This is a genomic window from Halobacillus sp. AWH4_228, assembly GCF_056158365.1.
On the sequence record NZ_JBSWTE010000001.1, the window covers coordinates 2,603,493 to 2,625,124 of the forward strand.

Genomic DNA, 21,632 nt, shown 5'->3' on the forward strand with positions numbered 1-21,632 from the left:
CACGTACCGCCGGCTGGTCATCGATATGAAAAAACTCCAGGAAACAGACCTGGAGTTTGACGTTAAGGAGTAATGAATAAACGGGAACCTGTCCATAGATAGACGTTCCCCTCTCATTTCTTCCTCGTAGTCAAACTATTTACGGTAGTTTGGTAGAGACTTTTGGACCTTATTTCCAACGTTATACGAGTCGTTCTGAAGTTGTGTTTAAAGATATTGTTTTCTATTGTAAGCAGAGACGGTTGTCCGGTCAACAAAAATTTTATAATGTCTTTCTGCGCTGGGTTTGGTTTTCATCATGCTTCTCGAAATCCGCAACCGCCAATCCCACTTTGATTAACACCATAGCCATGACGCCCATCCCGACAAACAGATAGATCATCGTAAACCATTTACTCAAATCCTCCTGCGGGACAAGGCCGGTATTGCCGCTGGTTGGAATCAGACTGCTGAAGGCATAATAAAAGGCATCCAGATACGTCCAGCCCTCCACCCCTCTGTAAAATAACGTACCGGACAGCAGAATGAAAGCTAGTGTCGTCAGCAGCGAGCGGAAGACGGGCTCCTTCATACTCTGGAATAAGGCGCTTAACAGCCTCTTCAATGTTAATAGAAATGAAATCATACGTACGTCCCCTTTGTGATCGAACCATATACCGTCCATTTTACCACACAGACCCAGAGGAAAAAGCGGAAAAACAGGCCGGCTTTTTGACAAGGGGGTTTCTTTTTCTATATGTTTAAACCCGTATCCCATTGATCTACTGAAGGAGAGACATCATGAAAAATTTGGATTTGTATTTCGACTTATTCGACCGCTCCAGAACGAGTGAACAAGCGGAAGAAGAGCTTCACCAGCTGTTCAGTGAAGATATCGTTTTCGTTCTGAACGGTGACCGTAAAGAAGGCTTGGAGAACTGGAAAGCCTTCGTCCGCAGCATTTATGAAAACAACGTGGATTTGAAGCATATGTATGAAGGCTGGAGAAAGCACGAGGGGACGGATTTATATATAACGAGATGGGCCGTCTGCGGAAAACTCGCTTCCGGCAAAGTCTACACCCAGACCGGCATCGACAAGGCGATGCTCAATGAAAATGGGAAAATCACCTACCTCGAAAACATTCCGGACCAGCAGGATTTGTTTGACGCGTACTGATCATAAAAAGGCAGCGCTCCACGTGGAGCGCTGCCTTTTTCCTTTATTCAAAGTCGTACGTTAACTCCCACTGCTGGCGGGCTTCATCCATTAACTCCATCACCTGGCGGGAAAGCGGAAGGGTCCAGTTTTCCCCTTTTTCCAGTATCAAACGGTTCACGGCCTCGACCTCATACTGCAGGGCCTGCTTCGTTTCACCGGCCTCGATCGTTTCAACAGAGCCATCTGCTGTATACGTGATCGCCGCTTTTTCGGCTCTCGGGAAATCATCCACGGTAATGAAGCCTTCATCACCGGCAATAATCCCGCGCTTCGGCATTTTCGCACGCATCGCAAGGGAGACGACGGCCATTTCGTCATCATCATTTTTCATGACGATGCCGGACTGTTCATCGACGCCCGTTTGATATTTTTTCACGGTCGTATGAAGCTCTGTCGGCTGGCTGGAAAGGAAGAACCGGACAAACGCCAGCGCATAGGTGCCGATATCCAGCATTCCGCCGCCGGCCAGATCCGGGTTGAAGAAACGGTTGGATGGATCATCCTCCTTACAGCTTCCGAACGTCACGTTGACCATATTCACCTTCCCGATTCTTCCAGATTGTATGATTTCGTCCAGCTTCTGATACAAAGGCATATGATACAGGGTCATCGCTTCTGCGACGATGAGGTTTTCAGCTTCTGCAACCTCGACAATTTCCTCAAGCTGTTTTCCGTTCATCGTAATCGCCTTTTCACAGAAAACGTGCTTGCCGTGCTTTAATGCGTCCATAATATAATCATAATGAATGCTGTGTGGGGTGGCTATGTACACGACATCCACGTTGTCATCCAGCATCAGCTGCTTCGTTTCTTCATAGACGTGCTCCACTTGATATTCATCGGCAAAGGCTCGGGTCTTCTCAGGATTGCGGCCCCATACTGCGTATACGCTTCCATTCACCTCATGGATCGCTCTGGCAAAGCTGCCGGCAATCCCGCCGGGTCCTACAATTCCCCAATTCACTTGTCTCATCTTACATCTCCTCCTCTTTTCATTTCCTGTACTCCTGTTTCTCCGGCCATCAGTACCTTGGTAACGACAGACGTAAACAGCGAGGTATCGACCACACCGGTCACCCCTTTGAAACGGCTTTCCAGATCAGCACTGTCCTGCCCCGCTTCCATATAAACGTCTACTAAGAGGTTTCCATTCCCGGTATATACCGGTCCATCCTGTCCGCTGCTTTGACGGACGTGAGATGCGCGGGCCGGAAACGATTTCAACTGTTGATTTACAAAATGCAGCGCCTGGGGCAATACTTCCAAAACGACCGGATGGTCATAGGTTAATAAAGGGACAACCTTTGTCTCATCGACAAGCAGAATATATTCCTCTGAGAGTCCAGCGACCAGTTTTTCCATCGAATGAATGCCTCCCCCGCTCTTCAAGGCGTGAAACTGCTCATCGACCTGGTCACAGCCGTCAAATGCTGTATCGATCTTACTAACGTCTGTGATTGAAACGACCTCCAGGCCGGCGTCGATGCAATGCTGTTTCGTCTCCCACGACGGCGTCACTACTTTCACATACATCTTGTTTTCATTAATCAGCGTAATCAGGTGCTTGATTGTACTTCCTCCACCAAGCCCAATGATGCTGCCTTCGGTTATGTATTCCAGTGCCTTCTCCGCACACCGCTGCTTCACATCCATCTTCATCCACCACCTTGGGACCAATGTACAGCAAGGGCATGTTTTCTGCAATGCATACGCTCCATTTTTATCCAAGTCGTTCTTTTTCCCTGTTTTACAAAAAATCCCCATGCATCCGCTTACAAATGTTTACAACAATTCGTGCTGTGGAACTTCACTTCCACAACACATAAGGAGGAGATTCATATGGATATTCAAAAACAGCAGCTGGGAGGCCAGCCCAGACAGACCCAGCCTGAGCAGCCTGGGATCGAATCCAAAATGGATCCGGCACCTATTCAGCCGTTCGATTATAAAGGCAGTGAAAAGCTGAAAGGAAAGGTGGCATTAATTACAGGCGGAGACAGCGGAATAGGAAGAGCTGTCGCTATCACCTATGCCAAAGAAGGCGCACACGTGGCCATCAACTATGTCGAAGGTGAGGAATCGGACGCGGAAGAAACGAAGCAGTGGGTGGAACAGGAAAACGTTCAGTGTCTACTTCTTCCAGGGGATGTAACGAAAGAGGAAACCTGCCGCCAGCTTATTGAGGATACGGTCGATCACTTTGGAAAGCTGGATATTCTCATCAACAACTCAGCCGTCCAGTACCCGACGGATGACCTTCAGAACATCTCTTTTGAACAGTGGCAGGAAACGTTCAACACCAATATCCACTCGGTTTTTCATATGACGAAATATGCCCTTCCCCATCTAGGCGAAGGCAGTGCCATCATTAATACGACATCCGTCAATCCATATAAAGGCAATCCTGTCTTAATTGACTATACATCTACGAAAGGTGCGATTGTCGGTTTCACACGAAGCATGGCGGCCAATCTTGTTGATAAAGGCATCCGCGTCAACATGGTCGCCCCGGGTCCGATCTGGACACCATTGATTCCTTCTACGTTTGACGGCGGATCTGTTGAAGAATTCGGCACTGATACACCCATGGGCCGTCCTGGACAACCGGCTGAACTCGTTGGAGCCTATGTCCTTCTTGCATCAAAAGAAGGTTCCTATATGACCGGGCAGTGTATACACGTCAACGGCGGACAGATTATGACTTCTTAATCAACGAGGAAAGGAATGAGACGATGACTATAGCTCAATGGTCGACACGTGAGGTTCAAAGAAAGGTCCATGAATATTTCCAAAAAGCCGATATCCTTCTTAGAGATGAGGAAATCCAGTCCATTGAAGTGAATGATTACGGACTTGGACGTCTTGACGAAATAGGACTGCAGCTGTTTGTCTACATCAACACCGACCGCTACTGTGCGAAGGAATGGGTATTGTTCCCACGCCAGACCTGTCCGGAGCATCTCCATCCTCCTGTAACCGAAAACGATTCGGGCAAACAGGAAACGTTCCGGGTTAAGTATGGAACGGTTTATCTATATGTAGAGGGAGATCCTGTAGAGAACCCTGCTGCCCTTCCCCCGGAAAAAGATCAGGATCATTTTACAGCTTTTCATGAAATCATTTTAACAGCTGGGGACCAATACACGATTCCTCCTAACACGAAGCACTGGTTCCAGGCAGGCGAAACTGGAGCGGTGACAGCCGAATATTCATCAACAAGTACGGATGACCATGACATTTTTACACATCCGGATATCTAAACGAAAGCCCGGCCGCTGCCCGGGCTTTTTTTCATTACTTTTTTCTAAGAATCTGCCTCATATGTTATTTCAACATACTTTCATCCCCCAAAGTCCCTACTCCATTATACCGATTGTTATAGTTGTTGATGATTCTACGTTTAATAAAGGTTTCCTGATGGAATATGCCCTAAATAGATCTGGTAAATAGAGGAGGAAGCTTATGAAATATATCGGTGTCACATTCATTTTGACCGCCGCTGTCTTATGGGGGATGACCGGTGGTGTGGCAGACATTTTAATGGATAAAGGATGGAGCCCTGGGGTCATTTCCTTTTACAGGGGAGCCATCGGTCTCGTCTGTGTTTTCATTTGGTTTATCATCAAGCCGCGCCAGCATATGCCACGCACATATTCGCTCGTTTTATGGGCAGCTCTCGCTGGTGTCGGCGTCGCTGGGAACTTCACACTTTATTTTCTTAGTATAGAATCATCCAGTATTGCGGTAGCGGCAACCCTCATGTACACCGCACCTGTGTTTGTACTGCTTGCTTCTTTCTTTCTCGGAATCGAACGGTCTTCCTGGCTGAAATGGGGCTGTATCGTTTCCGTATTGATCGGGATCGTACTGCTTACCGGAGCCTATAGCAGCAGCGGGGCATCCGTCAATCTGACCGGAGCACTCACTGGACTGGGCTCAGGCCTGTCCTACGCTCTGTTCATTTTCGCCTTTAAAAAAGCAGCCGCAGAAGGAAGCGCACCAACCACTCTGACGATTTCCTTCATCGTTTTCAGCATCCTGTTGTTTTTCTATATGGATATTCAGGAAGCAGCTTCTGTTCTTACATCAGAGGATCTGCCTCTGTTCATCGTACTCGGATTGATCGGTGCAGGCATTTCCTTCGTCCTCTATGTATTCGGGATTAAACGGACAGCTCCTACTACAGCTTCCATTGTTGCTATGGTGGAACCGGTCACGGCCTCCATTTTCGGCGTCCTTATCCTCAGTGACAGCTTATCGCTCATCCAAGGTGCCGGCATGGTTATTATCCTGATGACGATCACGCTGCTTTCCTTTAAACAGGCTCAAGATTGAATCCAAAAAAAGCCGATCCAGTTACTGGACGGCTTTTTTTATATCTATTAAATTTTATTCCTTTTTCACTCCGGAAATGACAGCTATAAGAAAGAAAACAAAATACACAAGGCCTACTCCGATCAATATGTTCATGACTACATCCATACGTACGCCCTCCTCCAATTAATAGAGTTTGTTTCTATAGCTCTCATCGAGCCGGTCCTGAATCGAATCCACCGTGGAGTTCGGAAGCTTGGCATGTGTAAACAGCATGCGGGCGGCAGAAGGACGTTCCCCTTCTGCGATCCATGCTTCCGGGTGCCAGAGTTTTGAGCGTATGAGGGCTTTGGCACAGTGAATAAAACACTCCTCCACCTCCACTGCAATGCCGAGCTCAGGCGGACGTCCTTTGACCGCCATTTTCTTCAGCACATCCTTATCCTTTATAATCTGCGCATGCCCTTTGATTCGGAGTGTTTCTCCAAGTCCCGGGATGAAAAAGAGCAGACCGGCACTTGGATTGGTGATAATATTACGCAGGGAATCGACTCGCTTGTTCCCGGGTCTTTCCGGTATCACAAACTGTTTTTCGTTTAAGATATGGACAAAGCCGGGATGATCCCCTCTTGGCGATGCGTCCGGCTGCCCCTTTTCACCTGAGGTCGTAAGTACTAGAAACGGAGATTTAGAGATAAAATCCATACAGCCGTCATCAAGGAAGGAAATAACCTTACTTACCACGAGATCACTTGGATCTCCGACATGACTCTGAAGCTCTTTTTCATCCGAAATCGTCTCCTTGAACCGATACATCCGCTTCCACCCCTTCTATTTCTTATAAAAACGCAGCCCCCACAATGAATAAGACAAGAAGAGGGAGGACAACAAAAATCATGATGAGCACCTTCACGTTTTCCACATCCCTAAACATCGTCCTGCGATTGAGATACAGCATGAAAGCAAGTAAAAGAATCGATATCCCTGTCAGCCATCCGTACATGCAGACTCCCCCTCCTTATCTTATTTATGGCAGGATGTCTTTAATATCATACAGATGATCCATTAAAGAAAGACCTGTCAGCACAACCCCCAAAGAACTGTAAAGGATGGTTTTCCGAACACTCTCCCCTTTTTTTACATCAACGGCAACCCAGTACAACGCTGCGAAGATGGAAGTAAAAAACACCCAGTAGTGGATGGACTGGTCGTTCACCAAATCCACAAGCATACTGACTTTCCATTGATCCTCTTCAGGCGGCTCATACACCACCGTTTCCTCCGCCACTCCGTAAGCGTTGTTTTTCTCCAAAGTGAGAGCTGTATGGTCTTCATTGACCATTTTCATTCCGACTGTGTCGTAGCCGAGTGGATAATAGTGGAGCGAATAAGCGAGGAGGAAGGAAAGACCGAAGGCAGCCAGTGCAAAACCTATATAGCCTAGCTTCCTTTTCCACGTCTTGTTTTCATTGAATTTCATGATGAGCCTCTCTTTCCTCAATAGATATATATCTAAATTCTATAAGTTATGGATGTTTTTGTCACACCCTCTCATCGCTTTCCTTTCATCATTCTCTCGTGATAGTTAAGTGAATAACAAAAAAAGAACGGTCCTTAAGAACGATCTTTTTCTCCCCTGGTTATGTTCAATTATCATCTTTCCTCCAGATGCGGTCCCGATAAAGATAACCATTACCACAACATTGGGAGCACTGACCAACACCATCCTGACACCTCGGTAGCACGCGTTTTTTTGTCCAAAGGTCTCCCCCTTCAAGAAATAAAAAGGCTGTACTACATTTGTATGTACAGCCTCACTCTTATCCCGGTACTTATTGATAGGGGGTTCCTTCCAGTAAAGGCATGACCCGCTTTAAATCACGTAGATCTTCAATGACAACATCCGCCTGTGCCAGTTCTTCCTCCCGCGCAAAATCAAAGCGGCATCCCACGGCTGTAAATCCATTTTCCTTGGCTGCCCGGATATCAGACAGTCGGTCACCGACGACTGCCCCTTCCTGTATAGCATGCTTTTGGATAATTTCCTGAACGAGCCTGGATTTATCAAGAGAGTCGATTTGTTCTATGCTGAATGTCTCCGATACCCACCGGTCAAGGTGATAATATTCTACAATGGTCTTCAGGTACCTTTTCAAACCATTACTGGCTATGTATACCGAAACCTCCTGACTTTTCAGGTCTTCCATCGTTTCCTCCACCCCTGGATACAAGGATCCCCTGCCATTCTGAATATTGCTGATGAGCCTGTCTAAAAAGAGCGCATCCACTTCGTTTCTTTCATACGTAGTGAACTCAGGCAGCAGGGTCTCCCACACTTTCGGAAGAGGCACGCCCATAATCCGCTGATATTCAGCCAGCGGAGCTGCTCCTTTCCATTTGTAGATTTTTCTCAGTTCCTGGAAAGTATCTTCAAGAGAGGCTTCCAGAATTTGATTGGTTTGAAACAGTGTTCCGTCCATATCAAAAATGATGGCTTTTGTCATAGTATCCTGCCTTCCGCTTTTCAGTCAGTTTTTTTCTGGTCCATTAAAAGGGCCCATTACTCAGGCCGGTTGGTGGATGAGGAAAGGTCCGAACACCAGGCCGATTCTCCCCATAATAATCAGTCCCAGCCATTTTCTTTTTTCTACAAGTTTGTTGCGACAGCCGCTAGTGAAGTTATAAAGATGACGCCACCTCCCCGATAGTCAAGGAAATCATGCTCTATAAACAAGTCAATCAGAAAAAGATCAGCAGTTATAGACAACACAATCAGTCCAAAAAATCGAAAAATTTATCGATAGGCATCCCTCCACTTTTGTAGAAGATTCATAGATATCCTATATGTAGATGCAATGGTTTCATTGTAATACAAATTGGAATTGTTTTCCTCATCAAAGAGATAAATCTACTAAAAATGGAAAGCAATTAAAATCAAAAGAGGTCCGCTCAATACACCAATGGCCACATACATCCAATGCCCATGGATTTTCACAGGCAGATCGTTCAACATGATCGCTTCCCATCCGATGACAACGATGAATGTTATAATAATCGCTGAAATACCCGTCTCCACGACATCTTCCCCCTTGTAAGAGATTCGATGATTTCATCACCAAGATATAGATAAAATACCGGGAACCTCTTCAGATGATCGTTTCTATAAACAGCCACTTGTTATAGGAAAACAACAAAAATTATATTCCAAAAACGTTTGCTAAACCAAGTGACGGGAAAGTATGTTCTGAGGGGGAATTTAAAATGGAATTACTCCAATTCCTTAGGGGGGAAATGTATACTGGAATAAGTTTTCACAACGAACATAACAATCCTGTCTGCTGTGACCTGGGGGCGTTGACCTCTAACGAGCAGCTTTTACTCTTTATGAGATTAAAACCAACGACAGTAAAGTACTTTCCCATGGAAAGAAATCCGTACTTAATTTGTTCAGACCAACACCATTCGCAAACTTATTTCCTTACTACATGACCTGGGCATACCGGGGGTCCGCGGGATTCCCGGCAGTCTCCCTCCCTTTATAATACATCCCACTTCAAATTCCAATTATTTCAAAATGAACAAAGATGCGCAACTTGAAAAAGGCTTACCCACTCATGGATAAGCCTTTTTCTTATGAAGAAAAATCCTGTTCATTCTGTAATGATTCTTTCACGGGTACAGTGGCCGCACTTTTCGAACTGACCCGCTGCAGCATATATTCAAGCAGAAACAGGTAATCCTGTTGATGTCCTGTATTCTTCGAAAGCTCGGACAGCTGTTCAATAATATACAGGCAGTCATTTTCATAAAGGCTGTAATTATCAAAACCGAGGATCGTCTGGCGCGCAAACTCCCATAAATCTTCGTGGACGTCCTTCTCCATCGTTTTACTGAGCAGAGAAACCATCGTCAGCAGTTCCGTCATGACCGTCGAATTCTGGTCCGCATATTCCCTGATGGATGCGAACCCTTTATGAAGGTAGTAGCGGAAGTCCTTCTGGTTCAAAATGACCCTGAGGCTTTCCTCCTGATCAAATAGATAAGGGGAAAAATTGGTCGACTGACCGATCCGCTTCAAAAGATCTGTGATCTGGTGGATGGTATTGGTCACCGTCAGCGGGTCGTTATGACCGAGCGCTTTGATGGCGACTTCTGCAAGTTTGATTAAACCATACTCCAGGTCCTGAATCTCCGTTTGTTTCACACCGATTTCAATCGACTTGAAGTACCGTTCCGGATCAACCTTAGAACCGGATTCCCAGTAGCTGAACACCGGTGTCCCCTCCACCACAAATTCACCAATCCGGACATCGAACCGCAGGATCCCTTCATCTCTGGAAGCCTGCTTGACGAGCCTTGCAAAATCGGCCACCTGCAGATACCCGGACTGAGGGGAGGTTATGACTTTCCTATCCTCTTCAGGCGGGAGTGAGTAAGGATCGACGTCTTTATCAAGGTGAAAAGGAGCCAGCTCCTTTTCCAAAGCCGTCTGGACTGATTGAGATTTGGCGTTCATATTGTAGCTGATGTTATGAACCTGCATCCATGTCGTCGTATGGTTGATGAAATAGATGAAGGTGACGGCAGCTATAATCGCAGTCAGGATTGACAGGACCGGCGTTGCGGCAATGTACTCCTCTTCCTCATGCGTCACATACAGGAAGTTCAGCAGCACATAAATGAAGCTTCCGTTAAAAATACCGAGCACGTGCTGGGTCGCCCGGTCACTCACGAAGTTGACAAGCATTTTTGATGAAAACTGCCCGCTGAACGTTGTTAAAGCGACGAGCAGAGAGTTGATTGTAAAGGCGCTCAGTGTAAGGACGCCTCCGACGAGCGCACTCAGCAGCACCTGCAGCGTCTGCCCGCTGAACCCGATTGCCGGTGGCAGATATAAACTGACATCCACGATGTAGTCGAGGTAAAAAGTGAAGGCGGACAATCCGACCGCCCCGAGAATATACCAAAAAGGCATAAACCACAGCGTCGATTTCAGCTCACTCCTGCGCTGACGTTTGGACATGTTAAAATATTTCTTTATATAGTAGAAGAAACCCATATGCGGCACACCATTCTGTTCTAGAGTATTGGAATTCTTCTAATTCCTTCCCTTGAACGGTCGCCGCTAACCTGATTTCGTTTAATTCTTCAGGGTGGATGCAGGAATTGACCGATATATCGCAGATTTGACTGATATATTCAGAAAAAGATCGATATATTGCAGATTTAGTCGATATATCCGAAAAATAATCGATATACGCAGAAAAAAACCGATATCCATATGTGAGCCGACCTTCAAAAGATCAGTCTTCTTTAAAAGCCGCAGCCAGGAACATTGAAGCGTCCTGCTTCATGAATATCTTCTCCCCGTGGTGAAACGTGTGAACATGGGAAGACACAAAGCCTGCTTCCTTTAGAAGATTCTGTAGATCTTCGTGATAAAAACCGTTATGCACTTTAGGGTGGTTGATCTGTTCGTTTTTATCAAAATCGACGATGAGCAGCTTCCCGCCCCTGTTCAAGAGGTGGAACAGCTTCTGTAAAATGTCCTTGGTGTCCGGGATGTGGAGCAGCACAAGAGAGACCAGTACGATATCCGCCTGTGGTTCCGGTGTTTCTTTAGTATAATCTGCACAGAGAACAGAGGCATTGGTGATGCCGCTGCGTTTGATCTTCTCTTCAGCGATTTTCAGCATCTGTTCAGAAGAATCGATAAGCTGGACGGACTTCACTAGATCCGCCAATGCCAGCCCCACCAAACCTGTCCCTCCTCCATAATCTACAAGGAACTTGGTAGAACTGTCTTCCAGTTCTTTTCTTACTTCTTGAACGATATAACCGGCCGTTTCTTTCCTCTCGGGCGAATCGTAAGTTGCCGCTAATTGTTCGAATACGTTGTCGTCCATATTTCCACCTCCATTCCTATTTAAAAAACCGGCCGGAAATCCGGCCGGTCTGCTTCTTACTTTTGATCGGTCTGTGCTTTGATCGCTTTTATTGTGCCCGTATGTACCCCTTCGTGATACAGCGTGAAATTTAAAATTTCACCAACGGTTTTCATGGAAAGAAACGCTTCAGCTGCCTCGTCATCAAGTTTTCCTGTGAGAGCTTCCTTCAGAAGTTCCGGCTGGTGTTCGAGATGTTTTCTCAATTCATCAAGAGTAGGAACACTGCCTTCCCAATCCGCCGGCTTCGTTCCCGGAGCGAACAGCTGGAAAAAGCGCGGAGGCGTGTCGACCTGTGTACCGGCGAACTTGGCTATCATCCCATTTTGAGCAGCAACAATATGGCCGAGATTCCATCGGATATTGTTGGCAAATCCTTTCGGTTGGAGATCCGCCTGCTCTTCCGTGATTCCATCTAAAATTTTCAATGTTGCTTTTCTCACTAATGCTATTTGTTGAAAGATTTGTTCTTCGTTCATGCTACCAACTCCCTTCTCTCCTATTCTATCCTTCTGTGCTGTATTTCTCAAAGAATTGGAGACTGAAAGGCAGCATTTAGAATCTGAAGATAATCTTCTTTCGTAATCGTCCGGGCATTGCTCGGGGTCGAGTTGTTGCGTTCCGCAAGTTCAGCCATCCGCTCGAAGTCCTCTTCCTGAACCGCAGGTATTTCACTCAAAAGAGGAATGTCCAGCTGTTTTGTGAACGCATAGATTTGACGGACGAATTTCTCTACGGCCTCCTCATCCGAATCGTTATCTTCTGCCATCTTCATAAGCCGGGCCATTTCCGCGTGCAGCGGCACGTTTTCCTGCGCATTGAATTCCATGACATGAGGAAGGAATATGGCATTCGCTACGCCGTGCGGGGTATCATAGAGGCTGCCAAGCGCTTCCGCCAAGCAGTGGACAGCCGCTACATCCGCTGACCCAAAGCATAGACCCGCAAGCAGGCTTCCCTCCTGCATTTTCGCCCGTGCCTGAAGATCTGCTCCGTTTTCAAACACTTGAGGAAGATGCTCGACAATGACCTCCATCGCTCTTGCTCCCATCGCCTGTGATACAGGGTTCGTCACCTTACACGAATACCCCTCGATAGCATGGACAAGGGCATCGACTCCTGTTGCTGCCGTTACGTCCTTTGGTACCGTCAACGTCAGTTCCGGGTCCAGCACAGCTGTTACCGGACGGAGCATCGCGTGCTTCAGCGTGATTTTCCGGTGCGAGTCCGCGAGTGTAATGACCGAAGAGCGGGTAACTTCTGATCCGGTTCCGGCCGTCGTTGGAATACAGAGGATCGGTGCCGCATTCGTATAAGCCCTCTTCCCCTCTACATAGTCCTCGGGACGGCCGCCGTTCGGGCCAAGAAGCGCCACCGCTTTTGCCGTATCGATGGGACTTCCACCGCCAATCGCAATGACAGCCGAAGCTTTTTCTTTTTGAAACACTTCCACTCCCATCAGGCATTCCGTATCGCGTGGGTTCGGAGATACCTGGTCAAAATCCACCACACGATAGCCCGCATCTTCAAGAGAATCTAAAACAGGCTTTACGATTCCAGCCTTTTTCACACCTGGATCGCTCACGACCATCACGGTTGCCCCCGGCTCTGTCATCTCCTTCAGCAGTCCCGGTACTTCCTTGGAACGTCCAGGTCCCATCACAATTTTAGTCGGGCAGTAGTAGTCAAAATTCAATAGCAAAACCTCCTCTTCTATTTATCCGGCCCTCGGCCCTGTGTTTGAGTATGTACGCATGCTTCCTTTGCGTGTATCAGCTCGGTCCCCGTCCCTCGATTCCATTTATTCTCGTCACCATTTCTACTATACATCTTTTCACATAATATTCCGACAGATCAAACACTCTTTTTCATCAAAAAGAGTGTCAGCTCGTATAGAAATTCCTGTTTCTTTACGAGCTTTTTTCTTCCTTACCGCCAGGAGCGAAAGCCCCTTCCCTTTCCGCAGACGAGCGCCCGAGCTTCCTGACCAAGTCAGCGGAGGGCGTGCCCCCGGCATTCATCCACCAACCAGCGGAGTGTGACCCTTTACACGATAAATGGACAACTCTAACTGGTTAACACAGGCTTTTTACGCTTTTTCCTCAAAGGGAGTGTCTTTTCCTTCATACAGTGGCAGCGAAGGATCTCAATCATTACCTGACCTGTTCTCAGGTATTAGAATGGAGTGACGATGAATGATACGACGGTGGCCAGGAATTTATTTCCAAGTGATGAAACCTATGATACCCTTGGATTATCTACTTTCACGATGTAACCATTGAGAGAACAGGTTGATTCAGTTACAAGTAATGGAAAGAGGTGTTTATTTGAAGAGAATATGGCTCCCTTTATTAACATCCGTTGGGACAATGGCTCTATTATATTGGATTGGAGATCTATTTCATGTATCTCTTTTCAGGTTTTCATTCGAATTAAATGAACCACTGGAAAATGGGTTTTTTTTCGATGTGGATATTGAAATATCACCGATTGTTATCGGCTTAATCGTTGGATTTATTGTGGAACGCAGACTTAAAGTCTAAAGTAAATAAAAAAGAGACACACCAGCTCTGTTAGAAGAGCGATGTCTCTCTTTCTGCCTGTTACCCGCGCAGGATTTTTTCCATAGCCTTGCCTTTCGCCAGTTCATCCACCATCTTATCCAAATAGCGGATTTCCTGCATGATGGGTTCTTCAATGTCTTCCACCCGGACACCACAGACAACCCCTTTGATCAGCTTACGTGACGGGTGAAGCTCAGGCGCTTCCTCGAAAAAGGTTTCAAAATCCGTCTTTTCTTCCAAGTGCTCCTCCAGCTGTGCCTGGGACAGCCCGGTATGCCAGCGGATGATTTCGTCCACTTCTTCTTTGGTGCGTCCTTTTTTCTCAGCTTTTGCGACGTAATGAGGATAGACACTGGCAAAACTCATACTGTAGATTTTATGTTTGGTCATTCCACGACACCTTCCTTTTAACAGGATCTGTATCAGTATTATAGCATGGTTTTACGATCCGCTATTCCAACCCAGCAGGAATTCCTCGATAACATTCGTAACTTCGAACGGTCCGGATTGCTGATTGGAAGGAACCACTGTGATGAGGCCTGCATCCGGATAATAGGAGGAACGGAAGCTGACACCGGGATCAAAGCCCGTGACGTGGTAGTTGTATATATGCCCGTCTTTTTGGTTCATCCAAATCCCGTACCCGTAATGAATCGTTTCATTCACCTGCACGTGAGGATGCAGAAGCTCATTGGTCATCTCTTCGCTCAGCAGTTCATATTGGAATAAAGCTTCCCAGATCTTCGCCATATCCGGAGCTGATAAAAACGCGCCGCCATCTGAACCGCCTTGTTTGGGTATCGAATAAACATTCGTCCGCCATGTACCCTTTTCCTTGTCATCGATATAGCCGATCGCTGTATTGACCGGGAGCTGATCGAGAGAAAAATACCCGGAGTCATACATCCCGCAGTGATCAAAAATCTCTGATTGAACATAATCCGTATACGTCCGTCCTGTTTGTTCCTCAATGATTAACCCAAGCAGAATATAGGCCGCATTGTTGTAGTGGAACCGCTCACCCGGCCTGCCGTTCATCGGTTTCTTTTGAAAAAGGGGCAGAAAATCCTTGAGCGTTTCGATTTTATAGACAGGCACATCCTTCCATAAATTCTCGTAATCCTCCATTACTTCTTCATCAAAATAATCCGGCAGGCCGGACGTATGTGTTAACAGGTGATGAATGGTTACATCCTTATCAAAATAAGGGAATTCAATCGCCAGACAGTCGGCCAGTGGTGTATCAAACTCCAGCTGTCCTTTTTCCACAAGCCGGCAGACGGCCACAGCGGTGAACAGTTTGCATCCGGAGGCGGTTCCGAAACGGGTGTTGTATGTATTCAGCCTTTTCTCCACTCTGTCTGCATAACCATAGGCCTTCTTCAAAAGCACCTGTTCCCTGTCCTTTACATAGACGACTCCGGAAAAGTTGATTTCCTTACATTTATCGTGGATCACTTCCTGCAGCTCTTTATGTATTCTCATCGATTTCCTCCGCTCCATTTTGTTTCGAATGAACCACCGCGATCTCAATCAAGGAAAACTAGCGGCTTCGGTTTCGGCCAGCCATTTATCGACAGCTTTGACAGGGAAATAATATTCGTAGCCGATTTTCACATAAGGGATCTGACTCTCCACAACATCGCCCTCTTTCTTCGGGAGAACCTTTTCTATCTGCTCGTCACTAAGACCTAGGTAATCCTGAAGTTCCAAATAACTCATCAGCTGAGGATCCTCAGGCTGTTCGCCGACTATAACCTGTTCTCCAGCCTCATGGGAGCTCTGCGTGAGGGCATTGGAAAGAATAATCGCTCCTGACAAGATGCAGGCGCCTACAATTAATAATGACATGTTGGTCGTTAATTCTTTCATGACCATCCTCCTTTACGGCCCTATTATTCCAAAACCTCCCTGGAACCTCAATCCTTTTTGGAAAAATCGTACAAGAAAGGACTATCCGTTGCGCTCTTTCTGCCGGAGACCGTACATATAAAAAGCGGGGAGGCCCGAACAGACAAAGACGATTCCTCCAACCAGCAGACCGTCCATCACGTTGTACCCATTCGTCAAGGCGGTGAAAGTGACAATTAAAAGAGAAATCAATGTGATTACACCGAGAGATATGTACAACCGTGTCACGGGGGACCGTTGTGTTTTCTCATGCTCCACACTGATACTCATGGAAAGGTAGGCATTAATCACTCCTGTCATAATGAAAACAAACCAGACAGGGTTATCCGTCATCCCGTCCATCCCATAGTTAATCAGATCATAAAGCAGGATTCCGATAATTCCTAAAGTCTGGACAATAAAAGTAATCCTGATGTTCTTTAAATTTTTCAACTGCAGACGTTCATCTTTAATTTTTTCCATTATTTTCACTCCTTTCGTTCCTGCCAGAATACTTCATCCAACGTTTGGTTAACGGCATAGCAGATCTCCAGACACAGCTTCAACGTTGGGTTGTAACGGCCTTTCTCAATCAAGCTGATTGTCTGACGCGTTACACCGACCTTCTCTGCAAGTTCCTGCTGAGTTAAATCGAGGGTGACACGCGCGATCTTCACTTTATTTTCCATAATTATCTATCCCTTCCTCATCAATGTAACATATAAGTTACATAATGCAATGCATATATTCCATTTATCACAAAAACAGCCTTACTGCTTAAAAACGGTTATTAAAAAAGACCCACCCGGATGTCGAGTGGATCTTAAGCCTTTACTGCTTAGAGAAATCCGGAAGAACGCCTTCCTGCTGGAATTCACGGAACAGGCGGGTAAACATTTCTTCACTGTCTACAAATTTGTGGAATCCATATTCTCTGAGTTTTGTTGTAGATGTCATCACATCATAATCACAATTGAAAATGAAGTCTCCAAAGCCCCATAAGGCCAATTTGTCATAAGGAATGTCCTGCAGGTGGTATTTCTCTTTCATCTGCTCCCATAACTCCTGCTTGTCGGCCATCATCTCAGAGAGTTGGATTGGCGGCTCTGCTCCTGCTGCTTCCATATCAAAATAGTCGGCAATCGTCTTCCACATGTGCTCCCAGCGGAAGTAATCCCCGTTCGTCACATTGAATATTTCAAATGCGCAGGATTCCTCAACCGCAGCCCACTCCACACACTGAGCGAGAAGGGTCGCATCTGTTACCTGAGCAAGATACGGATGCGCTTTTCCAGGAAAACGAAGAGGCAGACCCAGTTCCTTGGATATCGAAGCGTAGGCGCCGATCACCATAGAAAGGTTCATGGGCTTTCCGACTGAATACCCGCAGACGACATCTGGACGGAGGATTGTCCAGCTCCAATCTTTCCCTTCCTGTGCCCGGCGCATATAGTCTTCCTGTGTAAAGTAGAAGTTCGGCGGCATATGGCGGGCGTCCGTTTCCTTGGCTGGCGTTTTAATAGGTCCGAGATGCACGCCGTAGGCTTTTGCCCCCTGCATCAAAATCACACGCTCCAAGTGGTCCGCGTTTTTTTCTACGGCATTTAATGTATTTTCAAACATCGTCTGATTGACCTCCACCTGCTTTTGAGGATCAGATTCATAGTCCTGATATGCCGCATAAATGAAATGGGTCACTTCTGAGAACGATTCCAGATTCTCCTGGACGTTCTGACCATCCATCATATCCGCTGAAACATAAGTGATATCCGATGGATCATCAGGGATATGACGGGCAATGCCGATAACATCCCAGCCCTCCAGCTTACTCAGGTGCCTGGCAATGTAACTGCCGATCACTCCTGTAGCTCCGGCAACGACAGCTGTTTTCTTCTGCATATTCCATACCTCCCGGATCAGATTAATGTGAGTTTCACATAAGTATGACTTTACCCGCGATATTCTTCCTCCAAACAACTTCCATTCCAATCATGGTGAAAAAAGGAAGTTCAAGCACCTCTTTCAGGATGACTAATTGATCATTTATGCCTGCCTTTTTTTGGTTTTTTCCGATCACTGAGAGGAGCAATCCAGAAGCCAATGACAAAGCCGGCAACCAGCATTCCTATTAAATGATTCCAGTCGATCGCACCATCATTTATGTATCCCAGGATAACAGAAAACGGGCCCAGTATGCCCCACATCAGAAGGACGGACATGATTCTCTTCTTCAAACTCATGTCCCCGCCTCCCTCAACGTCCGGCTGATATCAATCCCTGGATTATTCCTCTGCAGAAGGCGAAGGAAAGCCTTCTCATCTTTGGGAGAAATATGTGTAATGGCATGGTCGGACGAATGGATTTCGAGACGCCTTACCGCGAGTGCAGGAGCGGCAAACGGACTGTTTCTCTGCTCCACTCTATGAATATCTTCGATGCGGATCTTTTTTCTCATCGGACCAAATTGAATGTGCAGACAGCCATGTATGATTTTGTATCCGGTCGAAAACCAGATCCATAAAAGGACTCCTATGATACCTGCACTAAGAAGGTACCCAGGCACGCTTTTATATGTAATCAACTGCCAACCGGCCGCTTCTCCCCCAAATAAATAGAGTAGAACAATGCTTCCAATGATTCCTCCGTACATAAGCACAAACAACAAGTCTTTTCTGGACGGAAAATACACGTCCATCACCTCCACCATCTATACGTGTTCCTATCCGTAAAAGTTTCGCAAGGTATGGAGGAAATTGTAAAAAAATCAACCTTGAGAGCATCCCCGCTGCAATCGGGGATATAAAAATGAAAAGAATCGGATGCGAAGGTTGCTGAAAATACCGCCGCCTGCGATGTACTCATGCCCATTTATCTTCCAACCTCCGGCCCCAAACCCTTGTAGACTTCAAAAAAAGAAAGAGTGCCGGATGTAATCTGACACTCTTTCATCTCTATTTTTCACAGTCGTCTCATGCTTCTTTTAAAGAGTCTGTACAGCTCTATGTTTATGGAGAAAACGACGGACCAGTTCTAAGTAATTTTCATTCTCCTCCAGCTGGGGAGAGTGACCGCTGTTTTCAAAGATAACAAGCTCAGCATTCGGCACACACGATGCAATGGTCTCCGAACAGATCACAGGAGTGACCCAGTCATGCCTTCCGACTGTCACAAGCGTCGGTACGTGGATCTCTGCCAATTGATCAACCAGATTAAACGCGGGTTTATTATGCCGGAAAGCGAAGTTATGGGTTTCGTGCCTGTAGTAAATCTGCTCGAGGCGCTGACGCACGGCTTCTTCATCGTATTCAACGGTATACAGGGGCTGGATCAAAGTGAACAGCTCTTTCAAATCCTCATCGGAGTGTACCTCCCCTTCAAAAAGGCGGGTCATGTTTTCTTTTGTAATGCCGTCAATTCCACTCTCAAGAGCACGGTCGATGGAAAGGTAGTCAAAGTCACTGCTTGCTGCGGTATCTCTCAACAGCACGCGGGTGACACTGTCAGGGTAGCGGATGGAATATTCAAGCGTTAGAAATCCGCCGTACGAGCCGCCTAAAATGGTGATCGGACCTCCGCCAAGCTCCAGGCGGACAGCTTCAATATCCGCCGTCCACTGGTCATGAGTGAAAGGGGGACGGCCCTCCGATCTTCCTGAACCTCTCATATCCATAAAAACGAGCTTGTACGTATCTCCCAAGGCGGAAAAGGCTTTGATATCACCACGGCAGTCTCCCAGACCAGGAGCTCCGTGGATGAAGAAAATCACCTCTCCCTCGGGATTTCCATGGACTTCATAATACAACTCATTATCATTCACGTTCATGAACAAGGCGCTTCCTCCTCTTTATTTTTTCGCAAAACGCGGGTCCAGGGCATCCCTCAGTCCATCACCAAGAAAATTATAGGCCAGTACAACGATGGTGATCGCTACACCCGGAAGCACACCTAAAATTGGAGCCGTCCAGATGTACTGCTGGGAATTCTGGAGCATGTTCCCCCATGTCGGCGTTGGTGGCTGGATGCCGAGACCGAGATAGCTGATCGCACTTTCCGTGAGAATGGCCCAGGCAATAGCGAGTGTTCCGGAGACAATGATCGAGGGAAGAATCTGCGGAACGACATATTTTAAGAGAATCCTTTTCGCAGAAGCCCCGGCCGCATTGGCCGCTTCAACAAACTCGTATTCTTTCCACTTCAACGTTTCTCCGTAAACGACACGGGCAATTTCCACCCAGCCGGTCAGTGCAATGACGATTACGACCATGAATGGCGTCGTCCCAAGCACCGTAAGAGCAACAAGGACGAAGAAAAAGTTCGGAATCGCCATCATCGCTTCTGTAATACGCATGAGGACCGCTTCGACCACTTTTCCAAAAAATCCGGCGCAGGCGCCTATGATCGTGCCAATGATCAAGGAGAAAAGCATCGCACATAACCCGACTAAGAGTGTCACACGCCCGCCGTGAAGCATGCGTGCGAAAACATCCCTGCCCAGGTCGTCCGTTCCGAAGGGGTGCTGCAGCGTCCAGCCGGCAAGGGCCCCTGCATCGGTCAGTTCATCCGGAGTAATCGGCCACAGGACAGGACCGAGAAAGACAACGGCGTGGACAACGACTAAAAACCATAACGATAGATACGCCACTTTGTTCTGCTTCAACCTTGTAAGTAATACGAAGCGCCGCTTTTCCTTTTTCCGGTGCTGCTCTTCCATATCTTCTTTTATAGAAGCTCCTAACATTCGGTCCCCTCCTATGCCATGTTTTTCACACGCGGATCGACTTGAGAATAAATGATGTCGACAAGCAGATTGCTGATGATAACGACAAGCGTAATGACAACGGTAATGCCCATGATCAATGGATAGTCACGGCCATTGGCTGCTTCAATAATCAACGTCCCGATTCCTGTCCATCCAAAAATCGCTTCGGTGATCACAGCACCGCTCAGCAGTCTCGGAATCAGCACGCCTATGATGCTGATGATCGGAATCATCGCATTCCGAAGCGCATGCACATACAAAACGACAAATTCCTTCGCCCCTTTGGAACGGGCGGTACGGATATAGTTTTGTGAAATGACTTCCAGCATCGATGATCTCGTGAAGCGGACGATATTCGGAAGCACGGTCGTCGATAAAATCAGTACTGGCATGGCTAAATGAGCCATCCAGCCCCAAAAGTCAAAGTCCGCGCCCCTCGGTCCGACACCGGACGATGGCAGCCAGCCAAGTTCAACAGAAAATAAGAGAATCAGCATCAGCCCGAGCCAGAAGGAAGGAACCGACAAACCGATGACACTCGAAAAGTTGATCACGTGATCCGCTGCTTTTCCTCGTTTCAAGGCGGAGATGACTCCAAGGATGATGCCTGCAATGACTGAAAAGATGATCGTGAATACGGTCAGTTCCATCGTATAAGGCAGACGTTCTGCAATCCTTTCCACGACCGCTTCACTGGAGTTAAATGATGTGCCGAGATCACCGGTGACAGCATTCCCCACCCACTCAAAATAGCGGACGATTACCGGCTGATCCAGGCCGAGACGTTCGATTATCGCCTGACGCTCCTCGGGTGATGCATCCATACGCATGACCCCTGTGGGCCCACCTGGCGCGAGATTGATAAGAAAAAAGGTAATGACGGTCACAATGAACAATAAAATGATACTTTGTCCAAAGCGGTTGAGTAAAAATCGAATCACACAGGTCCCCCCTTTTTAT

General features: G+C 46.9%; 28 protein-coding genes and 1 riboswitch. Of the genes, 5 read left to right on the plus strand and 23 right to left on the minus strand.

Annotated elements, in window-relative coordinates; translation table 11 throughout:
- Positions 1-107 precede the first annotated feature (107 nt).
- A riboswitch (purine riboswitch) is annotated at positions 108-209 on the minus strand.
- 53 nt (positions 210-262) lie between these two features.
- On the minus strand, positions 263-625 hold the full coding sequence (locus ACXADP_RS13345; protein ID WP_474971661.1) for a potassium channel family protein: 363 nt from the start codon (positions 623-625) through the stop codon (positions 263-265).
- A 155-nt stretch (positions 626-780) separates the two neighbouring features.
- Here ACXADP_RS13345 and ACXADP_RS13350 point away from each other — a divergent pair, with 155 nt between their 5' ends.
- Complete coding sequence (locus ACXADP_RS13350) at positions 781-1,158, plus strand: nuclear transport factor 2 family protein (protein ID WP_474968163.1); 378 nt, start codon at positions 781-783, stop codon at positions 1,156-1,158.
- Positions 1,159-1,201: 43 nt separating this feature from the next.
- Here ACXADP_RS13350 and ACXADP_RS13355 read toward each other — a convergent pair whose 3' ends face one another.
- Both ACXADP_RS13355 and rpiA read right to left on the minus strand, forming a co-directional pair.
- A complete protein-coding gene (locus ACXADP_RS13355) occupies positions 1,202-2,173 on the minus strand; it encodes a Gfo/Idh/MocA family protein (protein ID WP_474971662.1) in 972 nt (323 codons plus the stop codon).
- Positions 2,170-2,853 (minus strand): ribose 5-phosphate isomerase A, encoded by a 684-nt coding sequence (gene rpiA / locus ACXADP_RS13360; protein WP_474968161.1) that lies wholly within the window; start codon positions 2,851-2,853, stop codon positions 2,170-2,172. The genes ACXADP_RS13355 and rpiA overlap by 4 nt, the downstream gene beginning before the upstream one ends.
- Positions 2,854-3,039: 186 nt before the next feature.
- On the opposite strand from rpiA, the gene ACXADP_RS13365 reads away from it, so the two are divergent.
- The 3 genes from ACXADP_RS13365 to ACXADP_RS13375 all read left to right on the plus strand — a co-directional run bounded on the left by ACXADP_RS13365 (position 3,040) and on the right by ACXADP_RS13375 (position 5,535).
- The gene (locus ACXADP_RS13365; protein WP_474971663.1) at positions 3,040-3,909 is read left to right on the plus strand and encodes an SDR family oxidoreductase; all 870 of its coding nucleotides are present in this window, start codon (positions 3,040-3,042) and stop codon (positions 3,907-3,909) included.
- Positions 3,910-3,932: 23 nt separating this feature from the next.
- On the plus strand, positions 3,933-4,460 hold the full coding sequence (locus ACXADP_RS13370; protein ID WP_474971664.1) for a D-lyxose/D-mannose family sugar isomerase: 528 nt from the start codon (positions 3,933-3,935) through the stop codon (positions 4,458-4,460).
- Positions 4,461-4,662: 202 nt separating this feature from the next.
- On the plus strand, positions 4,663-5,535 hold the full coding sequence (locus tag ACXADP_RS13375; RefSeq protein WP_474968160.1) for a DMT family transporter: 873 nt from the start codon (positions 4,663-4,665) through the stop codon (positions 5,533-5,535).
- A gap of 165 nt (positions 5,536-5,700) precedes the next feature.
- On the opposite strand, the gene ACXADP_RS13380 is transcribed toward ACXADP_RS13375, so the two are convergent.
- The 9 genes from ACXADP_RS13380 to ACXADP_RS13420 form a co-directional block, all read right to left on the minus strand.
- A complete protein-coding gene (locus ACXADP_RS13380) occupies positions 5,701-6,330 on the minus strand; it encodes a pyridoxamine 5'-phosphate oxidase family protein (protein WP_474971665.1) in 630 nt (209 codons plus the stop codon).
- A 22-nt stretch (positions 6,331-6,352) separates the two neighbouring features.
- Entirely contained in the window at positions 6,353-6,517 is a 165-nt protein-coding gene (locus ACXADP_RS13385; RefSeq protein ID WP_474968158.1) for a hypothetical protein, read from the minus strand.
- Between the two features lie 24 nt (positions 6,518-6,541).
- The gene (locus ACXADP_RS13390; protein WP_474971666.1) at positions 6,542-6,994 is read right to left on the minus strand and encodes a hypothetical protein; all 453 of its coding nucleotides are present in this window, start codon (positions 6,992-6,994) and stop codon (positions 6,542-6,544) included.
- 352 nt (positions 6,995-7,346) lie between these two features.
- Complete coding sequence (locus ACXADP_RS13395; protein ID WP_474971667.1) at positions 7,347-8,018, minus strand: HAD family hydrolase; 672 nt, start codon at positions 8,016-8,018, stop codon at positions 7,347-7,349.
- Positions 8,019-8,425: 407 nt separating this feature from the next.
- The gene (locus ACXADP_RS13400) at positions 8,426-8,590 is read right to left on the minus strand and encodes a hypothetical protein (protein WP_474971668.1); all 165 of its coding nucleotides are present in this window, start codon (positions 8,588-8,590) and stop codon (positions 8,426-8,428) included.
- Positions 8,591-9,145: 555 nt separating this feature from the next.
- Positions 9,146-10,537, minus strand: a complete 1,392-nt coding sequence (locus ACXADP_RS13405; protein WP_474971669.1) for a DUF2254 domain-containing protein — start codon at positions 10,535-10,537, stop codon at positions 9,146-9,148.
- A 280-nt stretch (positions 10,538-10,817) separates the two neighbouring features.
- Positions 10,818-11,420 (minus strand): class I SAM-dependent methyltransferase, encoded by a 603-nt coding sequence (locus ACXADP_RS13410; protein ID WP_474971670.1) that lies wholly within the window; start codon positions 11,418-11,420, stop codon positions 10,818-10,820.
- A gap of 56 nt (positions 11,421-11,476) precedes the next feature.
- Positions 11,477-11,938 (minus strand): DinB family protein, encoded by a 462-nt coding sequence (locus ACXADP_RS13415; protein WP_474971671.1) that lies wholly within the window; start codon positions 11,936-11,938, stop codon positions 11,477-11,479.
- Between the two features lie 47 nt (positions 11,939-11,985).
- A complete protein-coding gene (locus ACXADP_RS13420) occupies positions 11,986-13,161 on the minus strand; it encodes an iron-containing alcohol dehydrogenase (RefSeq protein ID WP_474971672.1) in 1,176 nt (391 codons plus the stop codon).
- 625 nt (positions 13,162-13,786) lie between these two features.
- On the opposite strand from ACXADP_RS13420, the gene ACXADP_RS13425 reads away from it, so the two are divergent.
- Complete coding sequence (locus ACXADP_RS13425) at positions 13,787-14,002, plus strand: hypothetical protein (protein ID WP_474971673.1); 216 nt, start codon at positions 13,787-13,789, stop codon at positions 14,000-14,002.
- A gap of 60 nt (positions 14,003-14,062) precedes the next feature.
- Here the strand turns inward: ACXADP_RS13425 and ACXADP_RS13430 are convergent, their stop codons facing one another.
- From ACXADP_RS13430 to ACXADP_RS13480, 11 genes are all read right to left on the minus strand, one after another.
- On the minus strand, positions 14,063-14,413 hold the full coding sequence (locus ACXADP_RS13430) for a DUF2200 domain-containing protein (RefSeq protein ID WP_474968145.1): 351 nt from the start codon (positions 14,411-14,413) through the stop codon (positions 14,063-14,065).
- 51 nt (positions 14,414-14,464) lie between these two features.
- Entirely contained in the window at positions 14,465-15,508 is a 1,044-nt protein-coding gene (locus ACXADP_RS13435) for a serine hydrolase domain-containing protein (RefSeq protein ID WP_474971674.1), read from the minus strand.
- Positions 15,509-15,556: 48 nt separating this feature from the next.
- Positions 15,557-15,895: a MerR family transcriptional regulator gene (locus tag ACXADP_RS13440; RefSeq protein WP_474971675.1), complete on the minus strand. Its 339-nt coding sequence runs from the start codon at positions 15,893-15,895 to the stop codon at positions 15,557-15,559.
- An 81-nt stretch (positions 15,896-15,976) separates the two neighbouring features.
- Positions 15,977-16,396, minus strand: a complete 420-nt coding sequence (locus tag ACXADP_RS13445; RefSeq protein WP_474971676.1) for a hypothetical protein — start codon at positions 16,394-16,396, stop codon at positions 15,977-15,979.
- Positions 16,397-16,401: 5 nt separating this feature from the next.
- Complete coding sequence (locus ACXADP_RS13450; RefSeq protein ID WP_474968141.1) at positions 16,402-16,602, minus strand: helix-turn-helix transcriptional regulator; 201 nt, start codon at positions 16,600-16,602, stop codon at positions 16,402-16,404.
- A gap of 142 nt (positions 16,603-16,744) precedes the next feature.
- Positions 16,745-17,812 carry an SDR family oxidoreductase gene (locus tag ACXADP_RS13455; RefSeq protein WP_474968140.1) on the minus strand — a complete coding sequence of 356 codons (1,068 nt, stop codon included), beginning with the start codon at positions 17,810-17,812 and terminating at the stop codon, positions 16,745-16,747.
- Positions 17,813-17,952: 140 nt separating this feature from the next.
- Positions 17,953-18,153, minus strand: a complete 201-nt coding sequence (locus tag ACXADP_RS13460; protein WP_474971677.1) for a hypothetical protein — start codon at positions 18,151-18,153, stop codon at positions 17,953-17,955.
- The gene (locus tag ACXADP_RS13465; protein WP_474968138.1) at positions 18,150-18,620 is read right to left on the minus strand and encodes a PH domain-containing protein; all 471 of its coding nucleotides are present in this window, start codon (positions 18,618-18,620) and stop codon (positions 18,150-18,152) included. The genes ACXADP_RS13460 and ACXADP_RS13465 overlap by 4 nt, the downstream gene beginning before the upstream one ends.
- A 273-nt stretch (positions 18,621-18,893) precedes the next feature.
- A complete protein-coding gene (locus ACXADP_RS13470) occupies positions 18,894-19,736 on the minus strand; it encodes an alpha/beta fold hydrolase (RefSeq protein ID WP_474972318.1) in 843 nt (280 codons plus the stop codon).
- Between the two features lie 21 nt (positions 19,737-19,757).
- Positions 19,758-20,651 (minus strand): ABC transporter permease, encoded by an 894-nt coding sequence (locus ACXADP_RS13475; protein ID WP_474971678.1) that lies wholly within the window; start codon positions 20,649-20,651, stop codon positions 19,758-19,760.
- An 11-nt stretch (positions 20,652-20,662) separates the two neighbouring features.
- Positions 20,663-21,613: an ABC transporter permease gene (locus ACXADP_RS13480; protein WP_474971679.1), complete on the minus strand. Its 951-nt coding sequence runs from the start codon at positions 21,611-21,613 to the stop codon at positions 20,663-20,665.
- Between the last annotated feature and the right edge of the window lie 19 nt (positions 21,614-21,632).